The sequence below is a fragment of the Streptomyces cellostaticus genome, assembly GCF_001513965.1.
Taxonomy (GTDB): Bacteria; Actinomycetota; Actinomycetes; order Streptomycetales; family Streptomycetaceae; genus Streptomyces; species Streptomyces cellostaticus.
Map to the genome: position 1 here is coordinate 279,115 of NZ_KQ948016.1, position 23,684 is coordinate 302,798.

Here is a 23,684-nt window from a genome sequence, read left to right on the forward strand (position 1 = left end):
GGCTGTGTGCGGTGCGGTGGGTTCGGCACCGCCGGAATGCGCCGTGGGGGTTGATCGCCGTTGCGGCGGAGAAGTTCTTGTCGCCGGTGTGCGAGAAGCAGGCGGCGGGGCAGCGGGGGGATGGCGCCGGCCTTGGCAGCCACCGGCTGCCCTAGCGGCGGAGGGAAAGCCGCTGCCTTCGGCATCCGGCCGCCCTCACAGCAGCAGAGAAGAAGCCGCCGGCCTCGGCGCCCTCCTGCCTTCGCAGCGACAGAGAATCATCCCCACGCTCGCAGCAGCAGACAACGAACCCCCGTCGACGGCACCCGCCCGCCCCCACAGCAGAGAAGAACAAGCCCCCCTCACCGCAGCAAGAGCAAAGCCCCGCGCCGAGCGCCCACCCGTTCCCGCAGTGGCGGAAGGACGTTGCCACAGGGCTGTCGGCAACGTCCCTCCGCCAGGGCCGGAGGCTAGTGCGCCGCTGACTCCCAGTCCGGGCCCACGCCCACCGAGACGTCGAGGGGGGCCCTCAGGTGGACTGCGGACGCCATCTCGCGGCGGACGATCTCCTCGGTGGCCTTGCGCTCGCCGGGGGCGATCTCCAGGACGATTTCGTCGTGGACCTGGAGCAGCATGCGGGACTTGAGGTCCGCCTCGCCCAGGGCCAGGCCGACCTTGAGCATGGCGATCTTGACGATGTCGGCGGCCGTGCCCTGGATCGGCGCGTTCAGCGCCATGCGCTCGGCCGCCTCACGGCGCTGACGGTTGTCGCTGTTGAGGTCGGGCAGGTAGCGGCGGCGCCCGAAGAGCGTCGCCGTGTAGCCCGTCGCGCGAGCCTCGTCGACCGCCCGGCGCAGGTAGTCCCGTACGCCACCGAAGCGCTCGAAGTAGGTGTCCATCAGGGCGCGCGCCTCGCCCGCCTCGATGTTCAGCTGCTGGGAGAGGCCGAAGGCGGAGAGGCCGTACGCCAGGCCGTACGACATCGCCTTGATCTTGCGGCGCATCTCCGCGTCCACCGCGTCCCGCTCGACCGAGAAGACCTGCGAGGCGACCGTGGTGTGCAGGTCCTCGCCGGAGGTGAACGCCTCGATCAGGCCCTCGTCCTCGGAGAGGTGGGCCATCACCCGCAGCTCGATCTGGCTGTAGTCGGCGGTCATCAGGGATTCGAAGCCCTCGCCGACCACGAAGCCGCGGCGGATCGCCCGGCCCTCGTCGGTGCGGACCGGGATGTTCTGCAGGTTCGGGTCCGTGGAGGACAGCCGGCCGGTCGCGGCCACCGTCTGGTTGAAGGTGGTGTGGATACGGCCGTCGCCCGCGATGGTCTTGATCAGGCCCTCGACCGTGACGCGCAGCTTCGCCTGCTCGCGGTGGCGGAGCATGATCACCGGCAGTTCGTTGTCGGTCTGGGTGGCAAGCCAGGCCAGGGCGTCGGCGTCGGTGGTGTAGCCGGTCTTGGTCTTCTTGGTCTTGGGCAGGGCCAGCTCGCCGAAGAGGACCTCCTGGAGCTGCTTGGGCGAACCCAGGTTGAACTCGTGGCCTGCGGCCGCATGGGCCTCCTTCACGGCCTGCTGCACGGCCCCCGCGAACATCTGCTCCATCGCTTCGAGGTGCGCGCGGTCGGCCGCGATGCCGTGGCGCTCCATGCGGGCGAGCAGGGCGGAGGTGGGCAGCTCCATGTCCCGCAGGAGGTCGGCGGCGCCGACTTCCTGGAGGCGGTCCGCGAAGGCCTCGCCCAGGTCGAGGACGGCACGGGCCTGGATCATCAGCGCCTCGGCCTCCGCGCCGTCGTCCGCGCCGAAGGCCAGCTGGCCGTCGGCCGCGGCGGCGGGGGCCAGCTCGCGGTGCAGGTACTCCATGGACAGCGCGTCCAGGTCGAAGGAGCGGCGGCCCGGCTTGACCAGGTAGGCGGCGAGCGCGGTGTCCATGCTGACGCCCTCGACGCTCCAGCCGTGCTCGGCGAAGACGCGCATGGCGCCCTTGGCGTTGTGGAACACCTTGGGCCGGGCGGCGTCGGCGAGCCAGGCCGCGAACGCGTTCTCGTCGGTCTCGTCCAGCTCGGCGGGGTCGAACCAGGCGGCCGCTCCCCCGGCCGCGGCGAGGGCGACCTCGGCGACCGAGCCGGTGCCCAGCGCCCAGGTGCCGACCGTGGCGACGCCGAGGGTGCCGGTGCCGTGCTCGGCCAGCCAGGGGGTCAGTTCGCCGGTGCCGAGGATCTTGCCGTCCAGTTCCACGCCGTCCGCGGCGACCGGGGTGGTCTCGGCCTCCTCGGTGCCCGGGTCGACCGCGAAGAGCCGCTCGCGCAGGGACGGGTTGCGGATCTCCAGGGTGTCCAGGACCATCGCGACGGTCTTGCGGTCGTACGGTGCGCGCTCCAGGTCGGCGACCGTCTTCGGCAGCTCGACCTGGCGCTCCAGCTCGGTGAGGCGGCGGTTGAGCTTGACCGACTCCAGGTGGTCGCGGAGGTTCTGCCCGGCCTTGCCCTTGACCTCCTCGACGCGCTCGACCAGCTCGGCGAACGAGCCGAACTGGTTGATCCACTTCGCGGCGGTCTTCTCGCCGACGCCGGGGATGCCGGGGAGGTTGTCGGAGGGGTCGCCGCGCAGGGCCGCGAAGTCGGGGTACTGGGCGGGGGTCAATCCGTACTTCTCGAAAACCTTCTCCGGGGTGAAGCGGGTCAGCTCCGAGACGCCCTTCGTCGGGTACAGCACGGTCGTGTTCTCGGTGACCAGCTGGAAGGAGTCGCGGTCGCCGGTGACGATCAGCACCTCGAAGCCCTCGGCCTCGGCCTGGGTGGCGAGGGTGGCGATGACGTCGTCCGCCTCGAAGCCTTCGACGGCGAAGCGCGGTGCGTGCATCGCGTCGAGCAGCTCGCCGATCAGCTCGACCTGGCCCTTGAACTCGTCCGGGGTCTTGGAGCGGTTCGCCTTGTACTCGGTGAACTGCTCGGAGCGCCAGGTCTTGCGGGAGACGTCGAACGCCGCCGCGAAGTGGGTGGGCGCCTCGTCACGCAGGGTGTTGGCCAGCATCGAGGCGAAGCCGTAGATCGCGTTCGTCGGCTGGCCGGTCGCGGTCGTGAAGTTCTCCGCGGGCAGCGCGAAGAACGCGCGGTAGGCCAGCGAGTGCCCGTCCATGAGCATCAGCCGGGGACGGGTGCCGCCGGGGTTCTTGTCGGTCTTCTTCGATGCTGTCTCTGCCACGCCCCCGATCCTGCCACGGCCCACTGACAGTCCGGTGCGGGCGGCTCTGCCGAGGGAGCCGGGGAAGGCTGCTGTCGGCTGCCGATCCCGGCGAGGCGGTGGGGAAGGAAGGGGGAGCCGTGGGGCGGGGAGCGAGCGGGTGTGACTGCCGTCACCCCGCGGTGGGTTCGGCACCGCTGCACGGCACCGTCGGGGCGCATCGCCGTCGCGGCCAGAACGTGTGCGGCGCAACGGGACTCCCGTCCGGTTGCGGTGGCGGCAGTTCCCGAGCCCCCCGCACGTCAGCCCCCGGACTCCGCGCGCTCGCCCTCGGCGGCAAACCCGGCACTCATGCTTGTCGGTGGCGCGTGGGAGTATCGGGACCGTACTACTCACACGCAGTCGAAGGGGACGTGCGATGGCGACGAAGCCGCCCATGGGTGATCCGGTTCAGGACGCGCCGCAGGTCGCGGAGCCGAAGCACGCGGCGGCGGGGCTGCCCGCCATCGGGCACACCCTGCGCATCGCCCAGCAGCAGATGGGCGTGAAGCGCACCGCGCTGACGCTGCTGCGCGTGAACCAGAAGGACGGTTTCGACTGCCCGGGCTGCGCCTGGCCGGAGCCGGACCACCGGCACAAGGCGGAGTTCTGCGAGAACGGCGCCAAGGCGGTGGCCGAGGAGGCCACCCTGCGCCGGGTCACGCCCGAGTTCTTCGCCGCGCACTCCGTCGCCGACCTGGCCACGAGGAGCGGCTACTGGCTGGGACAGCAGGGGCGGCTCACGCACCCCATGTACCTCCCCGAGGGGGGAGAGCACTACGAGCCGGTCGGCTGGGAGCGCGCCTTCGACATCATCGCCGAGGAGATCTCCGCCCTCGGCTCCCCCGACGAGGCCGTCTTCTACACCTCGGGGCGGACCAGCAACGAGGCCGCGTTCCTGTACCAGCTCTTCGCGCGCGAGCTGGGCACCAACAACCTTCCCGACTGCTCGAACATGTGTCACGAGTCGTCCGGCTCGGCGCTCTCCGAGACGATCGGCATCGGCAAGGGCAGCGTCCTGCTGGAGGACCTGTACAAGGCCGACCTGATCATCGTCGCGGGGCAGAACCCGGGGACGAACCATCCGCGCATGCTCTCCGCGCTGGAGAAGGCCAAGGCGAACGGCGCGCAGATCATCAGCGTCAACCCGCTGCCCGAGGCCGGCCTGGAGCGGTTCAAGAACCCGCAGACCCCGCAGGGCATGCTCAGGGGCGCCGCGCTCACCGATCTGTTCCTGCAGATCCGCATCGGCGGCGACCAGGCCCTCTTCCGCCTCCTCAACAAGCTGATCCTCGAGACGGAGGGCGCGGTCGACGAGGAGTTCGTCCGCGAACACACCCACGGGTACGAGGAGTTCGTCGCCGCCGCGCAGGCCGCCGACTGGGACGAGACACTCACCGCGACCGGCCTCACGCGCGCGCAGATCGAGGAAACCCTGCGGATGGTGCTCGCCTCCCGGCGGACCATCGTCTGCTGGGCGATGGGTCTCACCCAGCACAAGCACGCCGTCCCGACCATCCGCGAGGTGGTCAACTTCCTGCTGCTGCGCGGCAACATCGGCCGTCCGGGCGCGGGCGTGTGCCCGGTGCGCGGCCACTCCAACGTGCAGGGCGACCGCACGATGGGCATCTTCGAGCGGCCCGCCCCGGCCTTCCTGGACGCGCTGGAGAAGGAATTCGGGTTCGCGCCGCCGCGTGAGCACGGCTTCGACGTCGTACGGGCCATCCGCGCACTGCGCGACGGCGAGGCGAAGGTGTTCTTCGCCATGGGCGGCAACTTCGTCTCCGCCTCACCTGACACGGAGGTCACGGAGGCGGCCATGCGGCGCGCCCGGCTGACCGTGCATGTGTCGACCAAGCTCAACCGCTCGCACGTGGTCACGGGCGCGCGTGCCCTGATCCTGCCGACTCTGGGGCGGACCGAGCGCGACGTGCAGGGCAGCGGGGAGCAGTTCGTCACCGTCGAGGACTCCATGGGCATGGTGCACGCCTCGCGCGGGCGGCTCGCACCCGCGAGCGGACAGCTGCTGTCCGAGCCGGCGATCGTGTGCCGGCTGGCGCACCGGGTGCTCGGTGCGGACAGCGCGGTGCCGTGGGAGGAGTTCGAGAAGGACTACGCGACGATCCGTGACCGCATCGCGCGCGTGATCCCCGGTTTCGAGGACTTCAACGCGCGGGTGGCCCGCCCCGGCGGCTTCGCTCTGCCGCACGCCCCGCGCGACGAGCGCCGCTTCCCGACGGCGACCGGCAAGGCGAACTTCACGGCGGCGCCGGTGGAGTACCCGGAGCTGCCCGAGGGCCGGCTGCTGCTGCAGACGCTGCGCTCGCACGACCAGTACAACACCACGATCTACGGCCTGGACGACCGCTACCGGGGCATCACGAACGGCCGCCGGGTGGTGCTGGTGAACCCCCAGGACGCGCGGGCCCTGGGGATCGCCGACGGGTCGTACGTCGACCTGGTGAGCGAGTGGCGGGACGGCGTGGAGCGACGGGCGCCGGGCTTCCGGGTCGTGCACTATCCGACGGCCCGGGGCTGTGCTGCGGCCTACTACCCGGAGACCAACGTGCTCGTGCCGCTGGACGCCACCGCCGACACCAGCAACACCCCGGCCAGCAAGTCCGTCGTGGTCCGTCTCGAAGGCCAGGAGAGCCCTGCGACACGCCGTCTGGAACAATCGGCGACCGACTGAGCGTTTGCTCAGCCAAGAGACAGGCGTACGACGAACGGAGCCGGGCCCATGGGTGAGCAGCAGCAGGTGAAATTCCCGCAGGAGGTCATCGACGAGTACGCCGCGCTCGGTGTCGACCTGCCTGCACTGTTCTCGGCGGGCCACCTCGGGGCGCGGATGGGCGTGCAGATCCTGGAGGCCTCGGCGGAGCGGGTCGTCGGGACGATGCCGGTGGAGGGCAACACCCAGCCCTACGGCCTGCTGCACGGGGGTGCCTCCGCGGTGCTGGCGGAGACCCTGGGCTCGGTCGGCTCCATGCTGCACGGCGGCAGTTCGAAGATCGCGGTCGGTGTGGACCTGAACTGCACGCATCACCGCGGGGCCCGCTCGGGCCTGGTGACCGGCGTGGCCACACCCGTGCACCGGGGCCGGTCCACGGCGACGTACGAGATCGTGATCAGTGACGAGGAGGGCCGCCGGGTGTGCAGCGCGCGGCTGACCTGCCTGCTGCGTGAGGTCAGTCCGTCGGACTGAGGCGTGTCGTGCGCCGTCGTGACGAGGCGGCGCACAGCAGTGGCCGGCGCTTTCCGGCCATACGGCCGGACCGAGACAGCACAGGCGGGCAACGACCCGAACGGCGCGGTACCGGCCGCCGCCCGCTCCCCAGGATGCGCCGATGGCGGCGATACGTTGCAAACTCCGCATACACCCCAGGCACTCCTTCACGCCAAACTCGCCATCGCACGAGCAGGCGCGCGATCGAAAACCCGCCTAAAGTTGTCGCGAAATACTCTTGAAATACTTCCGGGGCACCCGGGAGCGACATCGTCACGAATTCGCAAAATGGCAGGCCCTGGGGCTTGAAGTTGGCCGATGCACTGATTAGGTTTCAACGGATGCCGATCGGCCGGACTTGACTCAACCGCCATCTTGCATGCCGTACTTTCAGTGATACCAGGCTCCATCCAGGCAATCCGCACGGAAAACAGGCCGGGAAAATCTGGAGTAACGATGTCGCCGTCATCTGAATTACCCTTGGTCGGGCTCAGTGAGATAGTGGCCGCCGACCGGCGGTTCGCCGGGCGGATCCGGCGCACGCCGGTGCTGCACCTGGACGCTCCCGTGTCCGCGCCGGGCCGGACCACCGAGCGGCTGCCGGAGCTGCTGCTCAAGGCCGAGCACCTGCAAATGCTCGGCTCGTTCAAGATCCGCGGCGCGTTCAACGCGATCGCCTCCCTGCCGGAGGAGGTACGCGCGCGGGGCGTCGTCACGTTCTCCAGCGGGAACCACGGCAAGGCCGTCGCCCATGCCGCCGCTGTCCACGGCATCAAGGCCACCGTGGTGATGCCCGACACCGCCCCGGACGTGAAGATCGACGGGGTGCGGGCGCTCGGTGCCACCGTGGAGCTGGTGACTCCCGAACGGCGGGACGTCCACCCGTATGAACTCGCCGAGCGGACCGGTGCGCACATGGTGCACCCCTTCGACTCGCGCGAGGTCATCGCCGGCCAGGGCACGGTCGGGCTCGAACTGCTCCAGCAAGTGCCCGCCCTGTCCGCCGTGTTGGTGCCTGTCAGCGGAGGCGGACTGATCAGCGGCGTGGCTGCTGCCGTCAAGGCGCAGCGTCCGGATGTCGCGGTCATCGGCGTGGAGCCCGAACTGGCGGCGGACGCGGCGGAGAGCCTGCGCAGCGGCGAGCGCGCGGTATGGCCGACCGAGGACGTCTACCGGACCCGGGCGGACGGCCTGCGCGCCACATCGCTCGGCACCCTGCCCTGGGCTCACATCCGTCAGCTCGTCGACGACATCGTGACGGTCTCGGAAGACGACATCAGCCGCGCCATACACGGCCTCGCCTGTCACGGAAAGCAACTGGTGGAGCCGTCGGGAGCAGTCGCCCCGGCGGCTTTTCTCTGCGGGCGGTACGTCCCCCCGGCAGGGGCGGGGCCCGTGACGGCCGTCGTGTCCGGCGGGAATGTCGATCCCGCCCTGGTCGCGTCGGTACTCACCGCACAGTTCTGAGCGTGATCCTCTGACTCATTTCATGGGGGAATTTTGTTACCGGACATACACCTGTCGCTGTCGGCGGCATGCACAGAAGCGGAATTCGCCTACCGTTCCCTCCCTTTCTACCGCGACCTCATCGACCAAACCGGCCTGACGTCGTCCGGCACCTTGCACGTAGCCGGGCCGGAGGAATTCAGAAAACTCCCGTTCACCAGCAAGGCGGATTTCCGGCGCGGTTTTCCAGCCCGCGTCGTCAATCACGCGGAATCCCTGCCGGAACTGACCTACACCAGCAGCAGCTCGGGGACCACCGGAGAGCGTCTGGTCACCGTGGTGCAGCGCCCGCTCCTCGCGGAGCGCATGGCGCTCACCGCCGCAGCCAACCCGCCCCTGAGCGAGCGGCTGCTCGGCGCGGCCAACCGCAAGGTGGCCCGTCTGGCCGCTCCCAACTGCTCGGACGTGGAGTGCGCGACCCCGCTCTCCACCCTCGCCGACCGCACCTTGCCGGACGGAACCCTGGTGCTGTCCGTCGCACACGACGTGCTGGCCACCCCGCAGGCGATGGTCGACAAGATCTTCGACGAGCTGGACGCCTACCAGCCCGCGTGGCTCTACGCCGACCCCACCCACCTGGCCTTCCTCTGCGCCCATCTGCATCGGCGAGGCCTGACCACGCTGCCCGTCCGGGCCGTCGTCCTCACCTACTCGCTGCTGACCCACGCCGCGCGCCGTGCCGTCACCGCCGCAACCCCTGAGGGGACACCGGTGGCCGAGGTGCTCTCCATGTCCGAGTTCGGCTGGCTCGGCATCGAATGTCCCGCCGGGGCACGCCATCTGAACGAGGAGAACTACCACCACGAGATCCTGCGGGACGACGGAAGCGAGGCCGGTGTCGGTGAGATCGGCGAACTCGTGATCACCAGCATCGAGGACCGGCTCTCGCCCCACATCCGCTACCGGACCGGAGACCTCGTCGAACCAGGCGGCCGATGTCCCTGCGGGACCACGGGACGCACCGTGGTCCCCCACGGCCGGGCCTCGACCTGCCTCGTCGACGGCATCGGCGGCCGATTCCGGACGGCCCGGCAGGCAGACGACGCGCTGCGCGACGTCGTCGGCGTCCGCCACTACAGGATCGACCAGAGCGCACCTGACTCTGCTCACTGCCGGGTCATCACCGCCGACGACGCCCCGGGCGACACCGTGCCGGCCGTACGGGACCGGCTCCGGGAGCTGCTCCCCCAGGTGCAGCAGGTGGACGTCTCGGCCGTGCCCCACATCGAGGCCGAACGCTCGGGCAAGTTCAGCACCTGCTCCGGACCCGGCCGAGTACGGCAAGGAGCCCTGCTGTGACCGCCGCCGTGGATCTGCGCGCCGACTTCCCCGTCCTGCAACGCATGGTGGACGCGGGCCCCCTCGTCTACCTCGACAACGCCGCCACCTCCCTCAAACCGCAGTCGGTGATCGACGCGATGGCGGTCTATTACGACTCCGTCAGCGCCAACATCCACCGTGGCAAGCACATCCTTTCCGAGGAGGCGTCCGAACGCTTCGAGCAGGTACGCGTCAGGATCGCGGCGCGTCTCGGAGTGCCGTCGCGCAACGTGGTGTTCACGACCAACACCACCGACGGCATCAATCTGGTGGCGAACGGGCTGCCGCTCGCGGCGACCGACCTGGTCGCGATCCCGCTCGACGCGCACCACTCGGCCCAGCTCCCGTGGCGGGAACGGTGCCGGACGGTCTGGCTGGCCGCGAGCGAGTACGCCACGGTGGACGAGGAGAGCTTCCGCACGGTACTGGCCCGCTCCCCGCGCGTGGTCGTCCTCACGGCCTGTTCCAACGTCACGGGACACACCGCCGACATCGACCGCCTGACCGCGCTGGCCCGCGAGGCCGGAGCCTGGACCGTGGTGGACGCGGCCCAACTGGCGGCGCACGGGCTGCCGCGGATCGGGGAGTCCGTCGATGCGCTGGCCTTCTCCGCGCACAAGATGCTCGGGCCCACGGGCATCGGTGTCCTGTACCTGAGCGACCGCCTCATCGAGGAACTCGCTCCGGGCCGGCTCGGCGGCGGCACCGTCGACTGGGCGGACGAGAACGAGTTCCGGCTGCGCCGCGCCCCTTACCGCTTCGAGCCGGGCACCCCGAACATCAGCGGCGTCTACGGACTCGGGGCCGCCGTCGAGTATCTGGACGGGATCGGCCAGGACGAGCTGGCCACCTGTGACCAGAGGCTGCTGAGCACGCTCCTCGCTCAGGCGAAGGCCCGTCCGTACCTCACCGTCCTCGGCGGACTGTCGGAGAAGGACCGGCTGCCCGTACTGACCGTGACCCTGAAGGGCGTGGCCGATCCGTCCGCGATCGCCCGCGCGCTCAGCGACTCGTACGGGGTGATGTGCCGATCCGGGTACTTCTGCGCCCAGCCGTACTTCGCGACGCACGGCCATACCGCGGGGCTTCGTATCGCGCCCTACCTGTACAACACCGAACAGGAGATCGAACACGCCTTCGCGGCGCTCGACGAGCTGCACTGGCTCCTGGGCGGAGGGGCGCGATGACCGAGCACACCGGGGCCCTGTACGAACGGTTCCGCGCTGTTGCCGCGTCCGCCCCCGAGCGCACGGCGGTCATCGGTGGCGACGGCGAGCGGGTGACCTACCGGGAGCTGGCCGGTCTCGCGGATGCCGCCACCCGTTCCCTGAGCACCCTCGTGAACGGTGAGGACACCGTGGCGGTGGAGGTCGAGCGTTCACCGCGCCACCTCGCGGCCATGCTGGCGAGCTGGCGGCTCGGACTGGCCTACGTGCCCGTGCGCCACCATGAGACAGCGGCGCGCCGTGGTCATGTGCTGCGGCAGCTCGGCGGACGCGCGCTGCTGGTCTCCGGTGATGCCCGGGCGGCCACGGTCTGCCGGGTGGATCCGCGCGAGCACGGGGAGCTGACGGAGCCGCTGCGCTGGCCCACCGGCCAGGCCGCCTACGTGGTGGTCACCTCCGGCAGCACCGGCACCCCGAAGGGCACGGCCCTGTCCGCGGAGGGTTTCGCCAACCGGATCGACTGGAGTCAGCGCGCCTATCCGCTCGGCGGCGACGACATCCTGCTCCAGCACACCGCTGTCTCCTTCGACTTCGCGGTGTGGGAGACGGCAGCCGCGCTCATGCACGGTGCCACCCTGCTGCTCACCGCGGACGAGCAGTACTCCGACCCGGAGGAGGCCGTGCTCGCCGCGGTCCGGCACCGGGCCACGGTCGCCCACTTCGCTCCTTCCGTCCTGTCGCTCGTGGAGATGACCGGACTGCTGGCGGACTGGGCCTCCCTGCGGCTGCTGTACTCGGGCGGGGAGCAGCTTCAGGGCACGCTGGCGGGCCGGGTCCTTCGCCAGGCGCCGCACACGCTGCTCGTCAACCAGTACGGCCCGGCCGAGACCTGCGTCGACTCCACCCACCACGCCTGTGAGCCACCCTTGCCCGAGGGACCGGTGCCCATCGGCCGGGCCATCGACCAAACCCGGCTCTCGCTGCTCCCGGTCGACGGTCTCGACCCGGACGCGGGCGAGTTGGTGATCAGCGGGCCCGGTGTCGGCTTCGGCTACCTGGACCCGGCCGAGCCCGCCGGCGACCGCTTCGGCCACGGCAGACACGGCCGTACGTTTCGCACCGGTGATCTGGTGCGCAGGCTGCCCGACGGCGACCTGCTCTTCCTCGGGCGTCGCGACGACCAGGTGAAGGTCGGGGGCGTACGCGTGGAGCTGGGAGAGATAGAGACCGTCGCCGCCGCCGTACCCGGGGTGTCCGCTGCGGTCGCCCTCAAGACGGACGGCGCGGACGGCCCCGTCATCGACCTCGTGGTGGAAAGTCGCGGCGACAGCCTGGACCTGCGGGCGCTGCGAGCCGCCCTGGCGGACCGGCTGATGGGACCGGTGACACCCCGCCGGCTGCGGGTCGTCGCCTCCCTGCCGCGCACTCCCGGCGGCAAGGTCGACCGGTCCCGGCTGCTCGAACCCGACCAGCCCGACAGCGAGCAGACACCACCCGTGCACGCGAAGAAGGAGACATGTTGAACCCCCCGAACAACGCCGTGACCGCTGATACGGAGGCCCTGGTCAGCCAGGTGTGGACGGAAGTTCTCGGCTGCCGGCCGCCCGCCGGGGACGAGCACTTCTTCAACGATCTGGGCGGCAACTCACTGCTGGCCTTCCAGACGACCGTACGGCTGCGGAAGGCCCTGGACCGGCACGTGCCCCTGAAACTCCTCTTCACCGCGCCCTGTTTCGCCGACTACGCCGCACGTCTGTGCGGGGAGGGCACTTCATGACCAGCCACGACCACGCACTCCAGGACTGCACGGCGCACGGGACCTTCCCGTTGGTCGTCACCTCCGCCGGCGTCGGCGACGCACAGGGATGGGCAGCACGGCACGCCGAGCCGCTGCGGGCGGCGCTGCACCGGCACGGTGCACTGATCCTGCGCGGCTTCCCGGTGGCCGACGAGCGCGCCTTCCAGGACGTCGTGCGCGCGCTGAGCGGCGGCACGTGGGCCGAGTACCAGGAGCGCGCCACGCCCCGCTCGCACGTGGCGGGCGCCGTCTTCACCTCCACGGAGTACCCGGCCGACAGGTCGATCTTCGTGCACAACGAGAGCTCTCACGTGCTGCGCTGGCCACGTCACCTCTACTTCTGGTGCGACAAGCCGGCGGCCGGGGGCGGGGAGACGCCCCTGTGCGACACCCGGCGCGTGTACCGGGAGCTCGACCCGGGGCTGCGCGACCGGTTCATCACCGAGGGCTGGATCTACCAGCGGAACTTCGGCACGGGCATCGGTTTCGACTGGCAGTCCGTGTACGGCGTGGAGACCTTCGCGGAACTCGAGGAGTACGGCGCCCTGAACCACACGGCCGTACGCCGCCACGGCGACACCGTGCAGGTGCGCTACCGTCGTTGGGCGACCGTGCGTCATCCCGAGACGGGCGAGGACAGCTGGTTCAACCACGGTGTCTTCTTCAACCGCTGGAACCTCGAACCGGAGTTGCAGGAGTTCGCCGAGGAACTGGGCGAGTCGGCACTGCCCTACAACACCCTGCACGGGGACGGCAGTCCGATCGCCCGAGAGGTGATCGAGGAGATCCGCGCCGCCTATGACGCGGCCACGGTCGCCGAGCCCTACCAGGCCGGTGATGTCATGGTCGTCGACAACATCGCCGTGGCCCACGGTCGCAGGCCCTACCAGGGCGACCGTCGGATCCTGGTCACCATGACCGACCCCACCGACGGCACGGCCCTGGCGCCGCCCGCCGTCGTGGCCACTCCCGGCTGGTAGACGACCGGAACCGGTGCGGGCCTGTCCGGGCCCGCACCGTCAGGCAGCGAGTACAGAAGGAAAGAGCTCTCGTGAACATCGTGCTGTACGCGGTGATCGTGCTGTTCTGGGGCACCACCTGGATCGGCATCAAGTTGCAGCTGGGCAGTGTGGATCCGGCCGTGTCGGTCGCCTACCGCTTCCTGCTGGCCGCGGTATGCATGTTCATCTGGACCAGTGCCCGCAAGCTGCCCATGCGGTTCCCGCTGCGCAGCCATCTCCGCCTCGCGCTGGTCGGGCTGCTGATGTACTCGGCCAACTACGTGCTCTTCTACTACTGTTCGGAGCATCTGGTCTCCGGCCTGGTGTCGATCATCTTCTGCCTCTCGGTGGGGTTCAACATCATCAACGGCCGGATCTTCCTCAAGCGGCCCATCTCGCGCACCGTGGTACTCGGATCGGTCGCCGGAGTGCTGGGGCTCGCCCTGGTGTTCGGCGACGACATCGCCCACACCAAGGCGTCCTCGGACCTGTTGACCGGTGTTCTGCTCGGCCTCGGAGCGACTCTCCTCTTCTCGTTCGGCAACATCGCCTCGTCGTGGAACCAGACCAGCGGCGGACTGCCGATCGTGCAGTCGACCGCGTGGAGCATGCTGTACGGCGGAGCGTTCACCTCCATCGGCTGCCTCGTCGCGGGCAACTCGTTCACCGTCGAGCCGTCCTTCCGCTATGTGGCGGGGCTGGTGTACCTGTCGGTGTGCGGCTCGGCGATCGCCTTCGTCACCTACCTGACCCTGCTGTCGCGCATCGGTCCCGACCGTGCCGCCTTCGCCACCGTGGCGTTCCCGGTCGTCTCGCTCTCGCTCTCGACGGTCTTCGAGGACTACCACTGGAACGTGCTCGCGGTGCTCGGCGTACTGGTCGTCCTCGCGGCCAATGCGAACATCCTCGCCGGCCCCCGACTGCGCACGGCGCTGGGCAGGTTGCTGCCCGGAAGTGCCTCGGGGACGGCGGACGCGGCCACCAGGGAATCCTCCGCGGTGCCGGAGAGCGGACCCGGCCGTGGCTGACGTGACAGGCGAGCGCCCGGCCGCAGAACCCACCGGCCGGACCGGGGGCCGCTACTACCTGCTGCCCTACGCAGGCGGGGGCTCCGCGGCCTACCGCCCGTTGACCGACCACTGGGCCGCCCACCCGGACCGGGCGCCGGCCGTGGTGCCGCTCGCCTGGCAGTCCGAGCGGTATCCCGGTGCCGACGGGCTCCGCTCACTGGCCAAGGACCTGGCGGACCGGATCGCCGAGGATCTGGACCGTCATCCGGTGGGCCGCTACGGCCTGTTCGGGCACAGCATGGGCGCCCTCGTGGCCTACGAGACGACGGCGGCCCTGACCCGGCTCGACTGCGCGTCACCCGAGATCCTGGCCGTCTCCGGACGCGTGGCACCGCAGTACGGCTTCCGGCCGGCCGTCGACCTCGACGAACCGGCCAGCGTGGCGGAGTACCTCCGCTCCTGCGGCGGCGCACTCGCCGAGGCCGCCGAGGATCCCGAGTTCGTCGAACTCGTCCGGGAGCGGCTCCAGGACGACGTGCGGCTCGGCGCCGGGCACGATCACCGGGACCGGCCGCCCCTGCCCGTGCCCATGGTCGTCCTCGGCGGGCTCGAGGACCCGCTTGCCACGTACGAGGAGATGGCCGGGTGGCTGCGGCACGGGGCGGGCACCGGCGGACTGTGGCTCTTCCCGGGCGGTCACTGGTTCCTGTGGGATCACATTCCCTCGGTGGCGGCCCGGCTGGAGGAGGCCCTGGGTGCCGGAACGGAAAAGCACCGCGGAATGCCGGGAGATGTTTCCCGGAGGTAACCATGCGTAATGTACAGGCAATGTGGTTTCCCCCTTTTACACCTGGTTCACGCTACGCACAACACCTCTCAAGGACCCGGTAAGTAGCCTGCAGCAACGGAGTCGAGTAATCACCAAAACACCCGAGACACCTGAACAGATCATGGTCGGGCCTGCGAGTTCTCACCATGCGGACAGGGCGAATCGGAGTGAACTCCGGCGTTCTCTCCCATGGCGTACCGCTCTGCATTACGAGGTGTCATAACAAGAGCGTCACAGCATGGGTCAGACCCTCCTCCACGTTCCCCACACACGCTTAGAGTCACGGCCAGTCACCGCGCCGTCGGATTGTCATTTTCAGCGCAGCGCGCGACTCGGCCGCTTCCATGGGGAGGCGGTTGTGTCTGGGGAAAGGACTGATCGTGCGTCAACGTTCGCTCATCGCCATCACCGCCGCGCTGGCGGCGGGAGCACTGACCCTCACCGCCTGCGGCTCGCGCGACAGCGGCGGCAAGGGCTCGGACTCCGGTGGCGGCACCACCGTCACCATCGGCGTCGACGCCCCCCTCACGGGCGACCTGTCCGCGATCGGCCTCGGCATCAAGAACTCGGTCGACCTCGCCGTCAAGCAGGCCAACAAGCAGAAGGTCGTCGACGGTGTCACCTTCAAGATGGAGGCCCTGGACGACCAGGCGCAGCCGTCCGCCGGCCAGCAGAACGCCTCCAAGTTCGTCTCCGAGAAGGAGGTCCTCGGTGTCGTCGGCCCGCTGAACTCCTCCGTCGCCGAGTCCATGCAGAAGGTCTTCGACGACGCCAAGCTCGTCGAGGTCTCCCCTGCCAACACCAACCCGTCCCTGACCCAGGGCCAGAACTGGCAGACCAGCAAGGCCCGCACGTACAAGTCGTACTTCCGCACGGCCACCACCGACGCCATCCAGGGCCCGTTCGCCGCGCAGTACGTCTACGGCAAGGCCAAGCTGAAGAAGGCCTTCGTCATCGACGACAAGAAGACCTACGGCGCCGGCCTCGCCGCCACCTTCACCGACGAGTTCAAGAAGCTCGGCGGCAAGATCGCGGGCACCGAGCACATCAACCCCGACGCCAAGGACTACTCGGCCGTCGCCACCAAGGTGAAGAACTCCGGCGCCGACGTCGTCTACTACGGCGGCGAGTACCCGCAGGCCGGCCCGCTCGCCAAGCAGTTCAAGGCCGCCGGCGCCAAGATCCCGCTGGTCGGCGGCGACGCCGTCTACGACCCGACCTACATCAAGCTCGCCGGTTCCGGCAGCAACGGTGACCTCACCACCTCCGTCGGCGCCCCGCTCGACACGCTCCCGTCGGCGAAGGCGTTCCTCGACAACTACAAGGCCGGCGGCTACAGCGAGGCTTACGGCGCCTACGGCGGCTACGCCTACGACTCCGCCTGGTCGATCATCCAGGCCGTCAAGAAGGCCGTCGAGGACAACAGCGGCAAGCTCCCCTCGGACGCCCGCGCCAAGATCACGGCGGCCATGCAGAACGTCTCCTTCGACGGGGTGACGGGCAAGGTCTCCTTCGACGAATTCGGTGACACCACCAACAAGCAGCTCACCGTCTACGCCGTCAAGAACGGAGCCTGGACGACCGTGACGTCCGGTACCTACAACGGTGGCTGACCCACACCCGCTTCACCACTGAGCCGCGCGGGGCGCTGTTCCACTGGCGCCCCGCGCGGACTCGCATCCGGACATCCGGCACATCCGTCGAACATCCGAAAGTCTCGGAGGACTTGCGGTGAACGAACTGCCGCAGCAGCTGGTCAACGGCCTGCTCCTGGGATCCATGTACGGGCTGGTCGCCATCGGCTACACGATGGTCTATGGCATTGTCCAGCTCATCAACTTCGCCCACGGCGAGATCTTCATGACCGGCGCCTTCGGCGCCCTCACGGTCTACCTGTACGTGCTGCCCGACGGCACGTCCATGTGGGTCGCCCTGCCCCTCATGCTCGTCGGGGGCATCATCGTCGCCGTCCTGGTCGCCGTGGCAGCGGAACGGTTCGCCTACCGCCCGCTGCGCAACGCGCCCCGCCTGGCTCCCCTCATCACGGCCATCGGCCTCTCCCTCGCGCTGCAGCAGGCGGTCTGGGCCTGGTACCCCGACGCCAAGTCCGCCATCACCTTCCCGCAGATCGAGGGCGGCCCCTTCACCATCGGCAACGTCACGATCCAGACCGGTGACATCTTCCTGCTGGTCGCGGCCCCCATCAGCATGGCCGTCCTCGCGTACTTCGTCATGAAGACCCGTACCGGACGCGGCATGCAGGCCACCGCGCAGGACCCCGACACCGCCAAGCTCATGGGCATCAACACCGACCGCATCATCGTGGTCGCGTTCGCCCTCGGTGCCGCGTTCGCCGCCGTCGGCGGCGTCGCCGACGGCCTCAAGTACGGCCAGATCGACTTCCGGATGGGCTTCATCCTCGGCCTGAAGGCCTTCACGGCGGCCGTCCTCGGCGGCATCGGCAACATCTACGGCGCCATGATCGGCGGCATCGCCCTCGGTGTCGCCGAGACCCTCGCCACCGCCTACATCGCCGACCTCCCCGGCATGGCGAAGTTCGGCACCCAGTCCTGGGCCGACGTCTGGGCCTTCGTACTCCTCATCCTCGTTCTGCTGTTCAGGCCGCAGGGTCTGCTCGGCGAGCGCGTCGCGGACAGGGCGTGACACCGATGACCACACAGACCACCTCATCCGAGATCCCCGACGCCCCGGCCGCGAAAACCCCGGCCGGCCTCATCGGGATCCCGTCGCACATCGGCCGTGCCCTCGCCACCGGGGGCGGCGTCCTCACCGTCCTGTCCACCTTCCTCGCCTGGACCTGGACCCAGGACTTCCCCGGCGACCTCACCGTCTACGGCTACCCGGGCGGCCTGCAGGTCCTGGTCCTCGTCGGCGGCGCGCTGACCACGCTGCTCGGCCTCGCCTCCTACGGTGTCAAGGGCCTGCGCTGGCTCGCCCCCGCCGGCGCCGACGCCGCGCTGAAGTTCGCGGCGCTCGCCACCTTCGCCACCGCCTGGTACACCGTCATAGCGATCAGCTACGAACTCGGCGGAATCGTCAACCTGGAACCCGGCGGCTACGTCGTCGCCGTCACCACCCTCGCGGCCTTCGCCGGCGCCCTCGCGCTGCCCTTCCAGCGGCCGGAACCCGACCCGGTCGACCCCGACGACACCGGCTGGGAGCAGTTCAAGCACAGCGCCGCCCGCAGCTGGGAGACCGTCAAGGCGGCCTTCTCCGCCGAGGCTCCGCGCCCCGTGGGCAAGCTGCCGGCCTACGCCGAGATCCTCGTCATCGTCGCCGTCATGGCGGTTGCCCTGACCGTCTTCACCTACGGCATCGGCACCGAGTACGACGAGCTCTTCATCGGCTTCCTGATCACCGCGGGCTTCGGCTTCGCCGCCCTCAACAAGTCCGGCCTCGTCGCCCACGCCTCCCAGATCACCAAGCGCCACCAGAACATCACCATCTGCGGCGCGTTCGTCACGGCGGCGCTGTTCCCGTTCACCCAGACCGACGACCAGTACGCGACGCTCGGCGTCTACATCCTGATCTTCGCCACCGTCGCCCTCGGCCTGAACATCGTCGTCGGCCTCGCCGGCCTCCTCGACCTCGGCTACGTCGCCTTCCTCGGTGTCGGCGCCTACGCCGCGGCCCTCGTCTCCGGCTCCCCCAGCTCGCCCTTCGGCGTGCACTTCCCGTTCTGGGCCGCCGCCCTGGTCGGCGCCGCCGCCTCGCTCGTCTTCGGTGTCCTCATCGGCGCCCCGACCCTGCGGCTGCGCGGCGACTACCTCGCCATCGTCACGCTCGGCTTCGGTGAGATCTTCCGGATCACCGCCAACAACCTCGACGGCACCTCCGGACCCGACCTCACCAACGGCTCCAACGGCATCTCGTCGATCCCGAACCTCAACATCCTCGGCTTCGACCTCGGCGCCCAGCACGACGTCGGCGGCTTCGCCATCGGCCGGTTCGCCAACTACTTCTTCCTGATGCTGGTCATCACCGCCGTCGTGGTCCTGGTCTTCCGGCGCAGCGGTGACTCCCGTATCGGCCGCGCCTGGGTCGCCATCCGTGAGGACGAGACCGCCGCGCTCGCCATGGGCATCAACGGCTTCCGGGTCAAGCTCATCGCCTTCGCCGTCGGCGCCTCGCTCGCCGGACTCGCCGGCACCGTCCAGGCGCACGTGACCTACACCGTCACCCCCGAGCAGTACCTGTTCGCCGGCCCCATCCCGCCCAACTCCGCCTTCCTGCTCGCGGCGGTCGTCCTCGGCGGCATGGGCACCATCGGCGGCCCGCTCATCGGCGCCTCGCTGCTCTTCCTGATCCCCAACAAGCTCCAGTTCCTCGGGAACTACCAGCTCTTCGCCTTCGGTGTCGCGCTCATCCTGCTGATGCGCTTCCGGCCGGAGGGCCTCGTCCCCAACCGGCGCCGCCAACTCGAATTCCACGAAGAAGCCGCAGCGCCCGCAGTCCTCAGCAAGACAGGGGCCTGACCACGATGACCACCGAGACCATCACCCGCGGCGAGACCGTCCTCGACGCACGCGGCGTCACCATGCGCTTCGGCGGCCTGACCGCCGTGCGCGGCGTCGACCTCACCGTCAACAGCGGCGAGATCGTCGGCCTCATCGGCCCCAACGGCGCGGGCAAGACCACCTTCTTCAACTGCCTGACCGGGCTGTACATCCCCACCGAGGGCGAAGTCCGCTACAAGGGCAACGTCCTGCCCGCCAAGTCCTTCAAGGTCACCGCGGCCGGCATCGCCCGCACTTTCCAGAACATCCGCCTGTTCGCCAACATGACGGTCCTGGAGAACGTCCTGGTCGGCCGGCACACCCGCACCAAGGAAGGCTTCTGGTCCGCGGTCCTGCGCGGTCCCGGCTTCCACAAGGCCGAGCGGGCCTCCCGCGAACGCGCCATGGAACTCCTGGAGTTCGTCGGCCTCGCGAACAAGGCCGACCACCTCTCCCGCAACCTTCCCTACGGCGAGCAGCGCAAGCTGGAGATCGCGCGGGCGCTCGCCAGCGAACCGGGCCTGCTGCTCCTGGACGAGCCCACCGCCGGCATGAACCCGCAGGAGACGCGGGCCACCGAGGAACTCGTCTTCGCCATCCGCGACAAGGGCATCGCCGTCCTCGTCATCGAGCACGACATGCGGTTCATCTTCAACCTCTGCGACCGCGTCGCCGTCCTCGTCCAGGGCGAGAAGCTCGTCGAGGGCGACAGCGCCACCGTCCAGGGCGACGATCGCGTCGTCGCCGCCTACCTCGGCGAGCCCTTCGAGGACGCCCCCGGCGACGAGGAGGTCGCCGAAGTGGAAGCCGCCGAGGCCCAGGCCGCATCCGCGACGGACGCCGCGCCCGGCACGGACAACGCCGGCAAGGAGAACGACCGATGACCGCACTGCTCGAAGTCGAGGACCTCCGGGTCGCCTACGGCAAGATCGAAGCCGTCAAGGGCATCTCCTTCAAGGTCGAGGCGGGCGAGGTCGTCACGCTGATCGGCACCAACGGCGCCGGCAAGACGACGACCCTGCGCACGCTGTCGGGCCTGCTGAAGCCCGTCGGCGGCCAGATCAAGTTCAACGGCAAGTCGCTGAAGAAGACACCCGCCCACGAGATCGTCCAGCTCGGCCTCGCCCACTCCCCCGAGGGGCGGCACATCTTCCCCCGCATGACCATCGAGGACAACCTGCGCCTCGGTGCCTTCCTGCGCAGCGACCGGTCCGGCATCGAGAAGGACATCCAGCGCGCCTACGACCTCTTCCCCATCCTCGGGGAGCGCAGGAAGCAGGCCGCCGGCACCCTCTCGGGCGGTGAGCAGCAGATGCTGGCGATGGGCAGGGCGCTGATGTCCCAGCCCAAGCTGCTGATGCTGGACGAGCCGTCCATGGGCCTGTCGCCGATCATGATGCAGAAGATCATGGCCACGATCGCCGAGCTGAAGTCCCAGGGCACGACGATCCTGCTGGTCGAGCAGAACGCCCAGGCGGCGCTCTCGCTCGCCGACCACGGTCATGTCATGGAGGTCGGCAACGTCGTCCTGTCCGGCACCGGCCAGGACCTGCTGCACGACGAGTCGGTACGCAAGGCCTACCTCGGCGAGGACTGACCGCCGGGGCGGACGACGAGGCCCGCGCCCTCTTCTCCGGGGCGCGGGCCTCGTCGTTCAAGTGCGGCCGGTGCGTTCAAGTGCGGCGCTCAGCCCTTCTTCGCGGACTTCTTCTCCTCGTTGTCCGCGATGACGGCCACGGCGACCTCCTGCATCGACATCCGGCGGTCCATGGAGGTCTTCTGGATCCAGCGGAACGCGGCGGGCTCGGTCAGCCCGTACTCGGTCTGCAGGATGGACTTCGCACGGTCGACCAGCTTGCGGGTCTCCAGCCGCTGGGTGAGGTCGGCGACCTCCTGCTCCAGTTGCTTCAGCTCGGTGAACCGGGAGACGGCCATCTCGATGGCCGGCACGACGTCGCTCTTGCTGAACGGCTTCACCAGGTAGGCCATGGCGCCCGCGTCCCGGGCCCGTTCCACCAGGTCACGCTGCGAGAAGGCGGTGAGCATCAGGACCGGGGCGATGGACTCCTCGGCGATCTTCTCGGCCGCGGAGATGCCGTCCAGCTTGGGCATCTTCACATCGAGGATCACCAGGTCCGGCTTGTGCTCCCGGGCCAGCTCCACGGCCTGCTCCCCGTCACCCGCCTCGCCGACGACGGTGTACCCCTCCTCCTCCAGCATCTCCTTCAGGTCGAGCCGGATCAGTGCCTCGTCCTCGGCGATGACGACACGGGTCGTCAGCGGAGGCACGTGCGACTTGTCGTCGTCGGGCGCGTCTACGGGCTGGGGCGACTCGGCGGTCACGGGGGCTCCTCGTTCAGGGGCAGGGGTGCTGCTTACAAGAGCCTACCTAGCTACGGTATGGTGGACGCGCGGAGGGTCGGGGGAAACCTTTGATTCTGCGAGCCCCGGTAGCCCAATTGGCAGCAGGCAACGGATTCAAAACCCGTACAGTGTCGGTTCGAGTCCGACTCGGGGCACTTTTCCTGGGATTCCAAGGTCAGCATTTCGCGCGGGCCCCTCGTGGTGAGGGGCCCTTTGCCGTTCCTCTTGCCGTTCCTCGGGGCCGTTACCTGGGGCTGTCGTCCTCGCCGATGTGGTGCACCCGGACCATGTTGGTCGAGCCGGAGACACCGGGCGGGGAACCCGCCGTGATGACCACGACGTCACCCTTGCGGCAGCGGCCGTACTTCAGCAGCAGCTCGTCCACCTGGTCGACCATGGCGTCCGTGGAGTCGACGGGCGGGCCGAGGAAGGTCTCCGCACCCCAGGTCAGGCTGAGCTGGGAACGGGTGGCTGGCTCCGGGGTGAAGGCCAGCAGCGGGATGGGCGAGCGGTAGCGGGACAGCCGGCGGGCCGTGTCTCCCGACTGGGTGAAGGCCACCAGGAACTTCGCGCCGAGGAAGTCGCCCATCTCGGCGGCGGCCCGGGCGACCGCGCCGCCCTGGGTGCGCGGCTTGTTCCGCTCGGTCAGCGGCGGAAGGCCCTTGGCGAGCAGGTCCTCCTCGGCCGCCTCGACGATCTTCGCCATGGTCCGCACGGTCTCGATCGGGTACTTGCCGACGCTGGTCTCGCCGGAGAGCATCACCGCGTCCGTGCCGTCGATGACCGCGTTGGCCACGTCCGAGGCCTCGGCGCGGGTCGGGCGGGAGTTGTCGATCATCGAGTCCAGCATCTGGGTGGCCACGATGACCGGCTTGGCGTTGCGCCGGGCGAGCTTGACGGCGCGCTTCTGCACGATCGGCACCTGCTCCAGCGGCATCTCCACGCCGAGGTCGCCGCGCGCGACCATGATGCCGTCGAAGGCGGCGACGATGTCGTCGATGTTCTCGACGGCCTGCGGCTTCTCGACCTTGGCGATCACCGGGAGGCGGCGGCCCTCCTCCGCCATGATGCGGTGGACGTCCGCGACGTCCTTGCCACTGCGGACGAAGGAGAGGGCGATGACGTCGAAGCCCGTGCGCAGCGCCCAGCGCAGGTCGTCCTCGTCCTTCTCGGAGAGGGCGGGCACGGAGACGGCCACGCCGGGGAGGTTCAGGCCCTTGTGGTCGGAGACCATGCCGCCCTCGACCACCCGGGTGTGCACCCGGGGGCCGTCGACGGCGGTGACCTCCAGACAGACCTTGCCGTCGTCCACGAGGACGCGCTCACCGGGAGTGACGTCGGCGGCGAGGCCGGCGTAGGTGGTGCCGCACCGGTGGCGGTCGCCCTCGACACCCTCCTCCACGGTGATGGTGAAGGAGTCACCGCGTTCAAGGAGTACGGGTCCTTCGCGGAAGCGGCCGAGCCGGATCTTCGGACCTTGAAGGTCGGCGAGGATTCCGACGCTGCGGCCGGTTTCGTCGGCCGCCTTTCGTACGCGCTGGTAACGCTCCTCGTGCTCGGCGTGAGTGCCGTGGCTGAGGTTGAACCGGGCCACGTCCATTCCGGCCTCGACCAGTGCCTTGATCTGGTCGTACGAGTCGGTGGCGGGCCCCAGAGTACAGACGATCTTTGCTCGGCGCATGATTCGAGCCTAGGCCTTACCCGCCGGTAGAGAATCCGGGCTACGTGACTACTCAACAACCTTTGGGTGAAG

General features: G+C 69.4%; 19 protein-coding genes and 1 tRNA gene. 16 read left to right on the plus strand and 4 right to left on the minus strand.

Annotation, left to right across the window (positions count from 1 at the left end; all coding sequences use genetic code 11):
• Positions 1 to 449 precede the first annotated feature (449 nt).
• Positions 450 to 3,176 (minus strand): DNA polymerase I, encoded by a 2,727-nt coding sequence (polA, locus tag AQI88_RS04895; RefSeq protein ID WP_066992421.1) that lies wholly within the window; start codon positions 3,174 to 3,176, stop codon positions 450 to 452.
• A 397-nt stretch (positions 3,177 to 3,573) separates the two neighbouring features.
• On the opposite strand from polA, the gene AQI88_RS04900 reads away from it, so the two are divergent.
• From AQI88_RS04900 to AQI88_RS04910, 3 genes are all read left to right on the plus strand, one after another.
• The gene (locus tag AQI88_RS04900; RefSeq protein WP_066992424.1) at positions 3,574 to 5,886 is read left to right on the plus strand and encodes an FdhF/YdeP family oxidoreductase; all 2,313 of its coding nucleotides are present in this window, start codon (positions 3,574 to 3,576) and stop codon (positions 5,884 to 5,886) included.
• A gap of 48 nt (positions 5,887 to 5,934) precedes the next feature.
• Positions 5,935 to 6,399: a PaaI family thioesterase gene (locus AQI88_RS04905; protein WP_066992427.1), complete on the plus strand. Its 465-nt coding sequence runs from the start codon at positions 5,935 to 5,937 to the stop codon at positions 6,397 to 6,399.
• Between the two features lie 501 nt (positions 6,400 to 6,900).
• Positions 6,901 to 7,887, plus strand: a complete 987-nt coding sequence (locus tag AQI88_RS04910) for a threonine ammonia-lyase (protein ID WP_244184040.1) — start codon at positions 6,901 to 6,903, stop codon at positions 7,885 to 7,887.
• Positions 7,888 to 7,923: 36 nt separating this feature from the next.
• On the opposite strand, the gene AQI88_RS45750 is transcribed toward AQI88_RS04910, so the two are convergent.
• Entirely contained in the window at positions 7,924 to 8,133 is a 210-nt protein-coding gene (locus AQI88_RS45750; protein WP_159050295.1) for a hypothetical protein, read from the minus strand.
• Between the two features lie 72 nt (positions 8,134 to 8,205).
• Between AQI88_RS45750 and AQI88_RS04915 the strand changes: the two genes are divergently transcribed.
• From AQI88_RS04915 to AQI88_RS04970, 12 genes are all read left to right on the plus strand, one after another.
• Positions 8,206 to 9,225 (plus strand): phenylacetate--CoA ligase family protein, encoded by a 1,020-nt coding sequence (locus AQI88_RS04915; protein ID WP_159050296.1) that lies wholly within the window; start codon positions 8,206 to 8,208, stop codon positions 9,223 to 9,225.
• Entirely contained in the window at positions 9,222 to 10,433 is a 1,212-nt protein-coding gene (locus tag AQI88_RS04920; protein WP_079057395.1) for an aminotransferase class V-fold PLP-dependent enzyme, read from the plus strand. The genes AQI88_RS04915 and AQI88_RS04920 overlap by 4 nt, the downstream gene beginning before the upstream one ends.
• The gene (locus AQI88_RS04925; protein ID WP_066992432.1) at positions 10,430 to 11,935 is read left to right on the plus strand and encodes an amino acid adenylation domain-containing protein; all 1,506 of its coding nucleotides are present in this window, start codon (positions 10,430 to 10,432) and stop codon (positions 11,933 to 11,935) included. Before AQI88_RS04920 ends, AQI88_RS04925 begins: the two co-directional genes overlap by 4 nt.
• Positions 11,929 to 12,189 carry a phosphopantetheine-binding protein gene (locus AQI88_RS04930; RefSeq protein ID WP_066992435.1) on the plus strand — a complete coding sequence of 87 codons (261 nt, stop codon included), beginning with the start codon at positions 11,929 to 11,931 and terminating at the stop codon, positions 12,187 to 12,189. The genes AQI88_RS04925 and AQI88_RS04930 overlap by 7 nt, the downstream gene beginning before the upstream one ends.
• Positions 12,186 to 13,190: a TauD/TfdA family dioxygenase gene (locus AQI88_RS04935; protein ID WP_066992438.1), complete on the plus strand. Its 1,005-nt coding sequence runs from the start codon at positions 12,186 to 12,188 to the stop codon at positions 13,188 to 13,190. The genes AQI88_RS04930 and AQI88_RS04935 overlap by 4 nt, the downstream gene beginning before the upstream one ends.
• Before the next feature lie 71 nt (positions 13,191 to 13,261).
• Positions 13,262 to 14,239 carry a DMT family transporter gene (locus tag AQI88_RS04940; RefSeq protein ID WP_066992441.1) on the plus strand — a complete coding sequence of 326 codons (978 nt, stop codon included), beginning with the start codon at positions 13,262 to 13,264 and terminating at the stop codon, positions 14,237 to 14,239.
• Positions 14,232 to 15,029, plus strand: a complete 798-nt coding sequence (locus tag AQI88_RS04945; RefSeq protein WP_066992444.1) for a thioesterase II family protein — start codon at positions 14,232 to 14,234, stop codon at positions 15,027 to 15,029. Before AQI88_RS04940 ends, AQI88_RS04945 begins: the two co-directional genes overlap by 8 nt.
• Before the next feature lie 401 nt (positions 15,030 to 15,430).
• On the plus strand, positions 15,431 to 16,663 hold the full coding sequence (locus tag AQI88_RS04950) for a branched-chain amino acid ABC transporter substrate-binding protein (protein WP_066992447.1): 1,233 nt from the start codon (positions 15,431 to 15,433) through the stop codon (positions 16,661 to 16,663).
• Between the two features lie 118 nt (positions 16,664 to 16,781).
• Positions 16,782 to 17,714: a branched-chain amino acid ABC transporter permease gene (locus tag AQI88_RS04955; RefSeq protein WP_066992451.1), complete on the plus strand. Its 933-nt coding sequence runs from the start codon at positions 16,782 to 16,784 to the stop codon at positions 17,712 to 17,714.
• A 5-nt stretch (positions 17,715 to 17,719) separates the two neighbouring features.
• The gene (locus AQI88_RS04960) at positions 17,720 to 19,546 is read left to right on the plus strand and encodes a branched-chain amino acid ABC transporter permease (protein WP_066992454.1); all 1,827 of its coding nucleotides are present in this window, start codon (positions 17,720 to 17,722) and stop codon (positions 19,544 to 19,546) included.
• 5 nt (positions 19,547 to 19,551) lie between these two features.
• Positions 19,552 to 20,451, plus strand: coding sequence for an ABC transporter ATP-binding protein (locus tag AQI88_RS04965; RefSeq protein WP_066992457.1), 900 nt, complete (start codon positions 19,552 to 19,554; stop codon positions 20,449 to 20,451).
• Positions 20,448 to 21,164: an ABC transporter ATP-binding protein gene (locus AQI88_RS04970; RefSeq protein WP_066992461.1), complete on the plus strand. Its 717-nt coding sequence runs from the start codon at positions 20,448 to 20,450 to the stop codon at positions 21,162 to 21,164. Before AQI88_RS04965 ends, AQI88_RS04970 begins: the two co-directional genes overlap by 4 nt.
• Positions 21,165 to 21,253: 89 nt before the next feature.
• Here the strand turns inward: AQI88_RS04970 and AQI88_RS04975 are convergent, their stop codons facing one another.
• Positions 21,254 to 21,910, minus strand: a complete 657-nt coding sequence (locus AQI88_RS04975) for an ANTAR domain-containing response regulator (RefSeq protein WP_066992464.1) — start codon at positions 21,908 to 21,910, stop codon at positions 21,254 to 21,256.
• 101 nt (positions 21,911 to 22,011) lie between these two features.
• On the opposite strand from AQI88_RS04975, the gene AQI88_RS04980 reads away from it, so the two are divergent.
• A tRNA-Leu gene (locus AQI88_RS04980) sits at positions 22,012 to 22,086 on the plus strand.
• Between the two features lie 89 nt (positions 22,087 to 22,175).
• Here the strand turns inward: AQI88_RS04980 and pyk are convergent.
• The gene (pyk, locus tag AQI88_RS04985) at positions 22,176 to 23,612 is read right to left on the minus strand and encodes a pyruvate kinase (RefSeq protein WP_066992467.1); all 1,437 of its coding nucleotides are present in this window, start codon (positions 23,610 to 23,612) and stop codon (positions 22,176 to 22,178) included.
• Positions 23,613 to 23,684 lie beyond the last annotated feature (72 nt).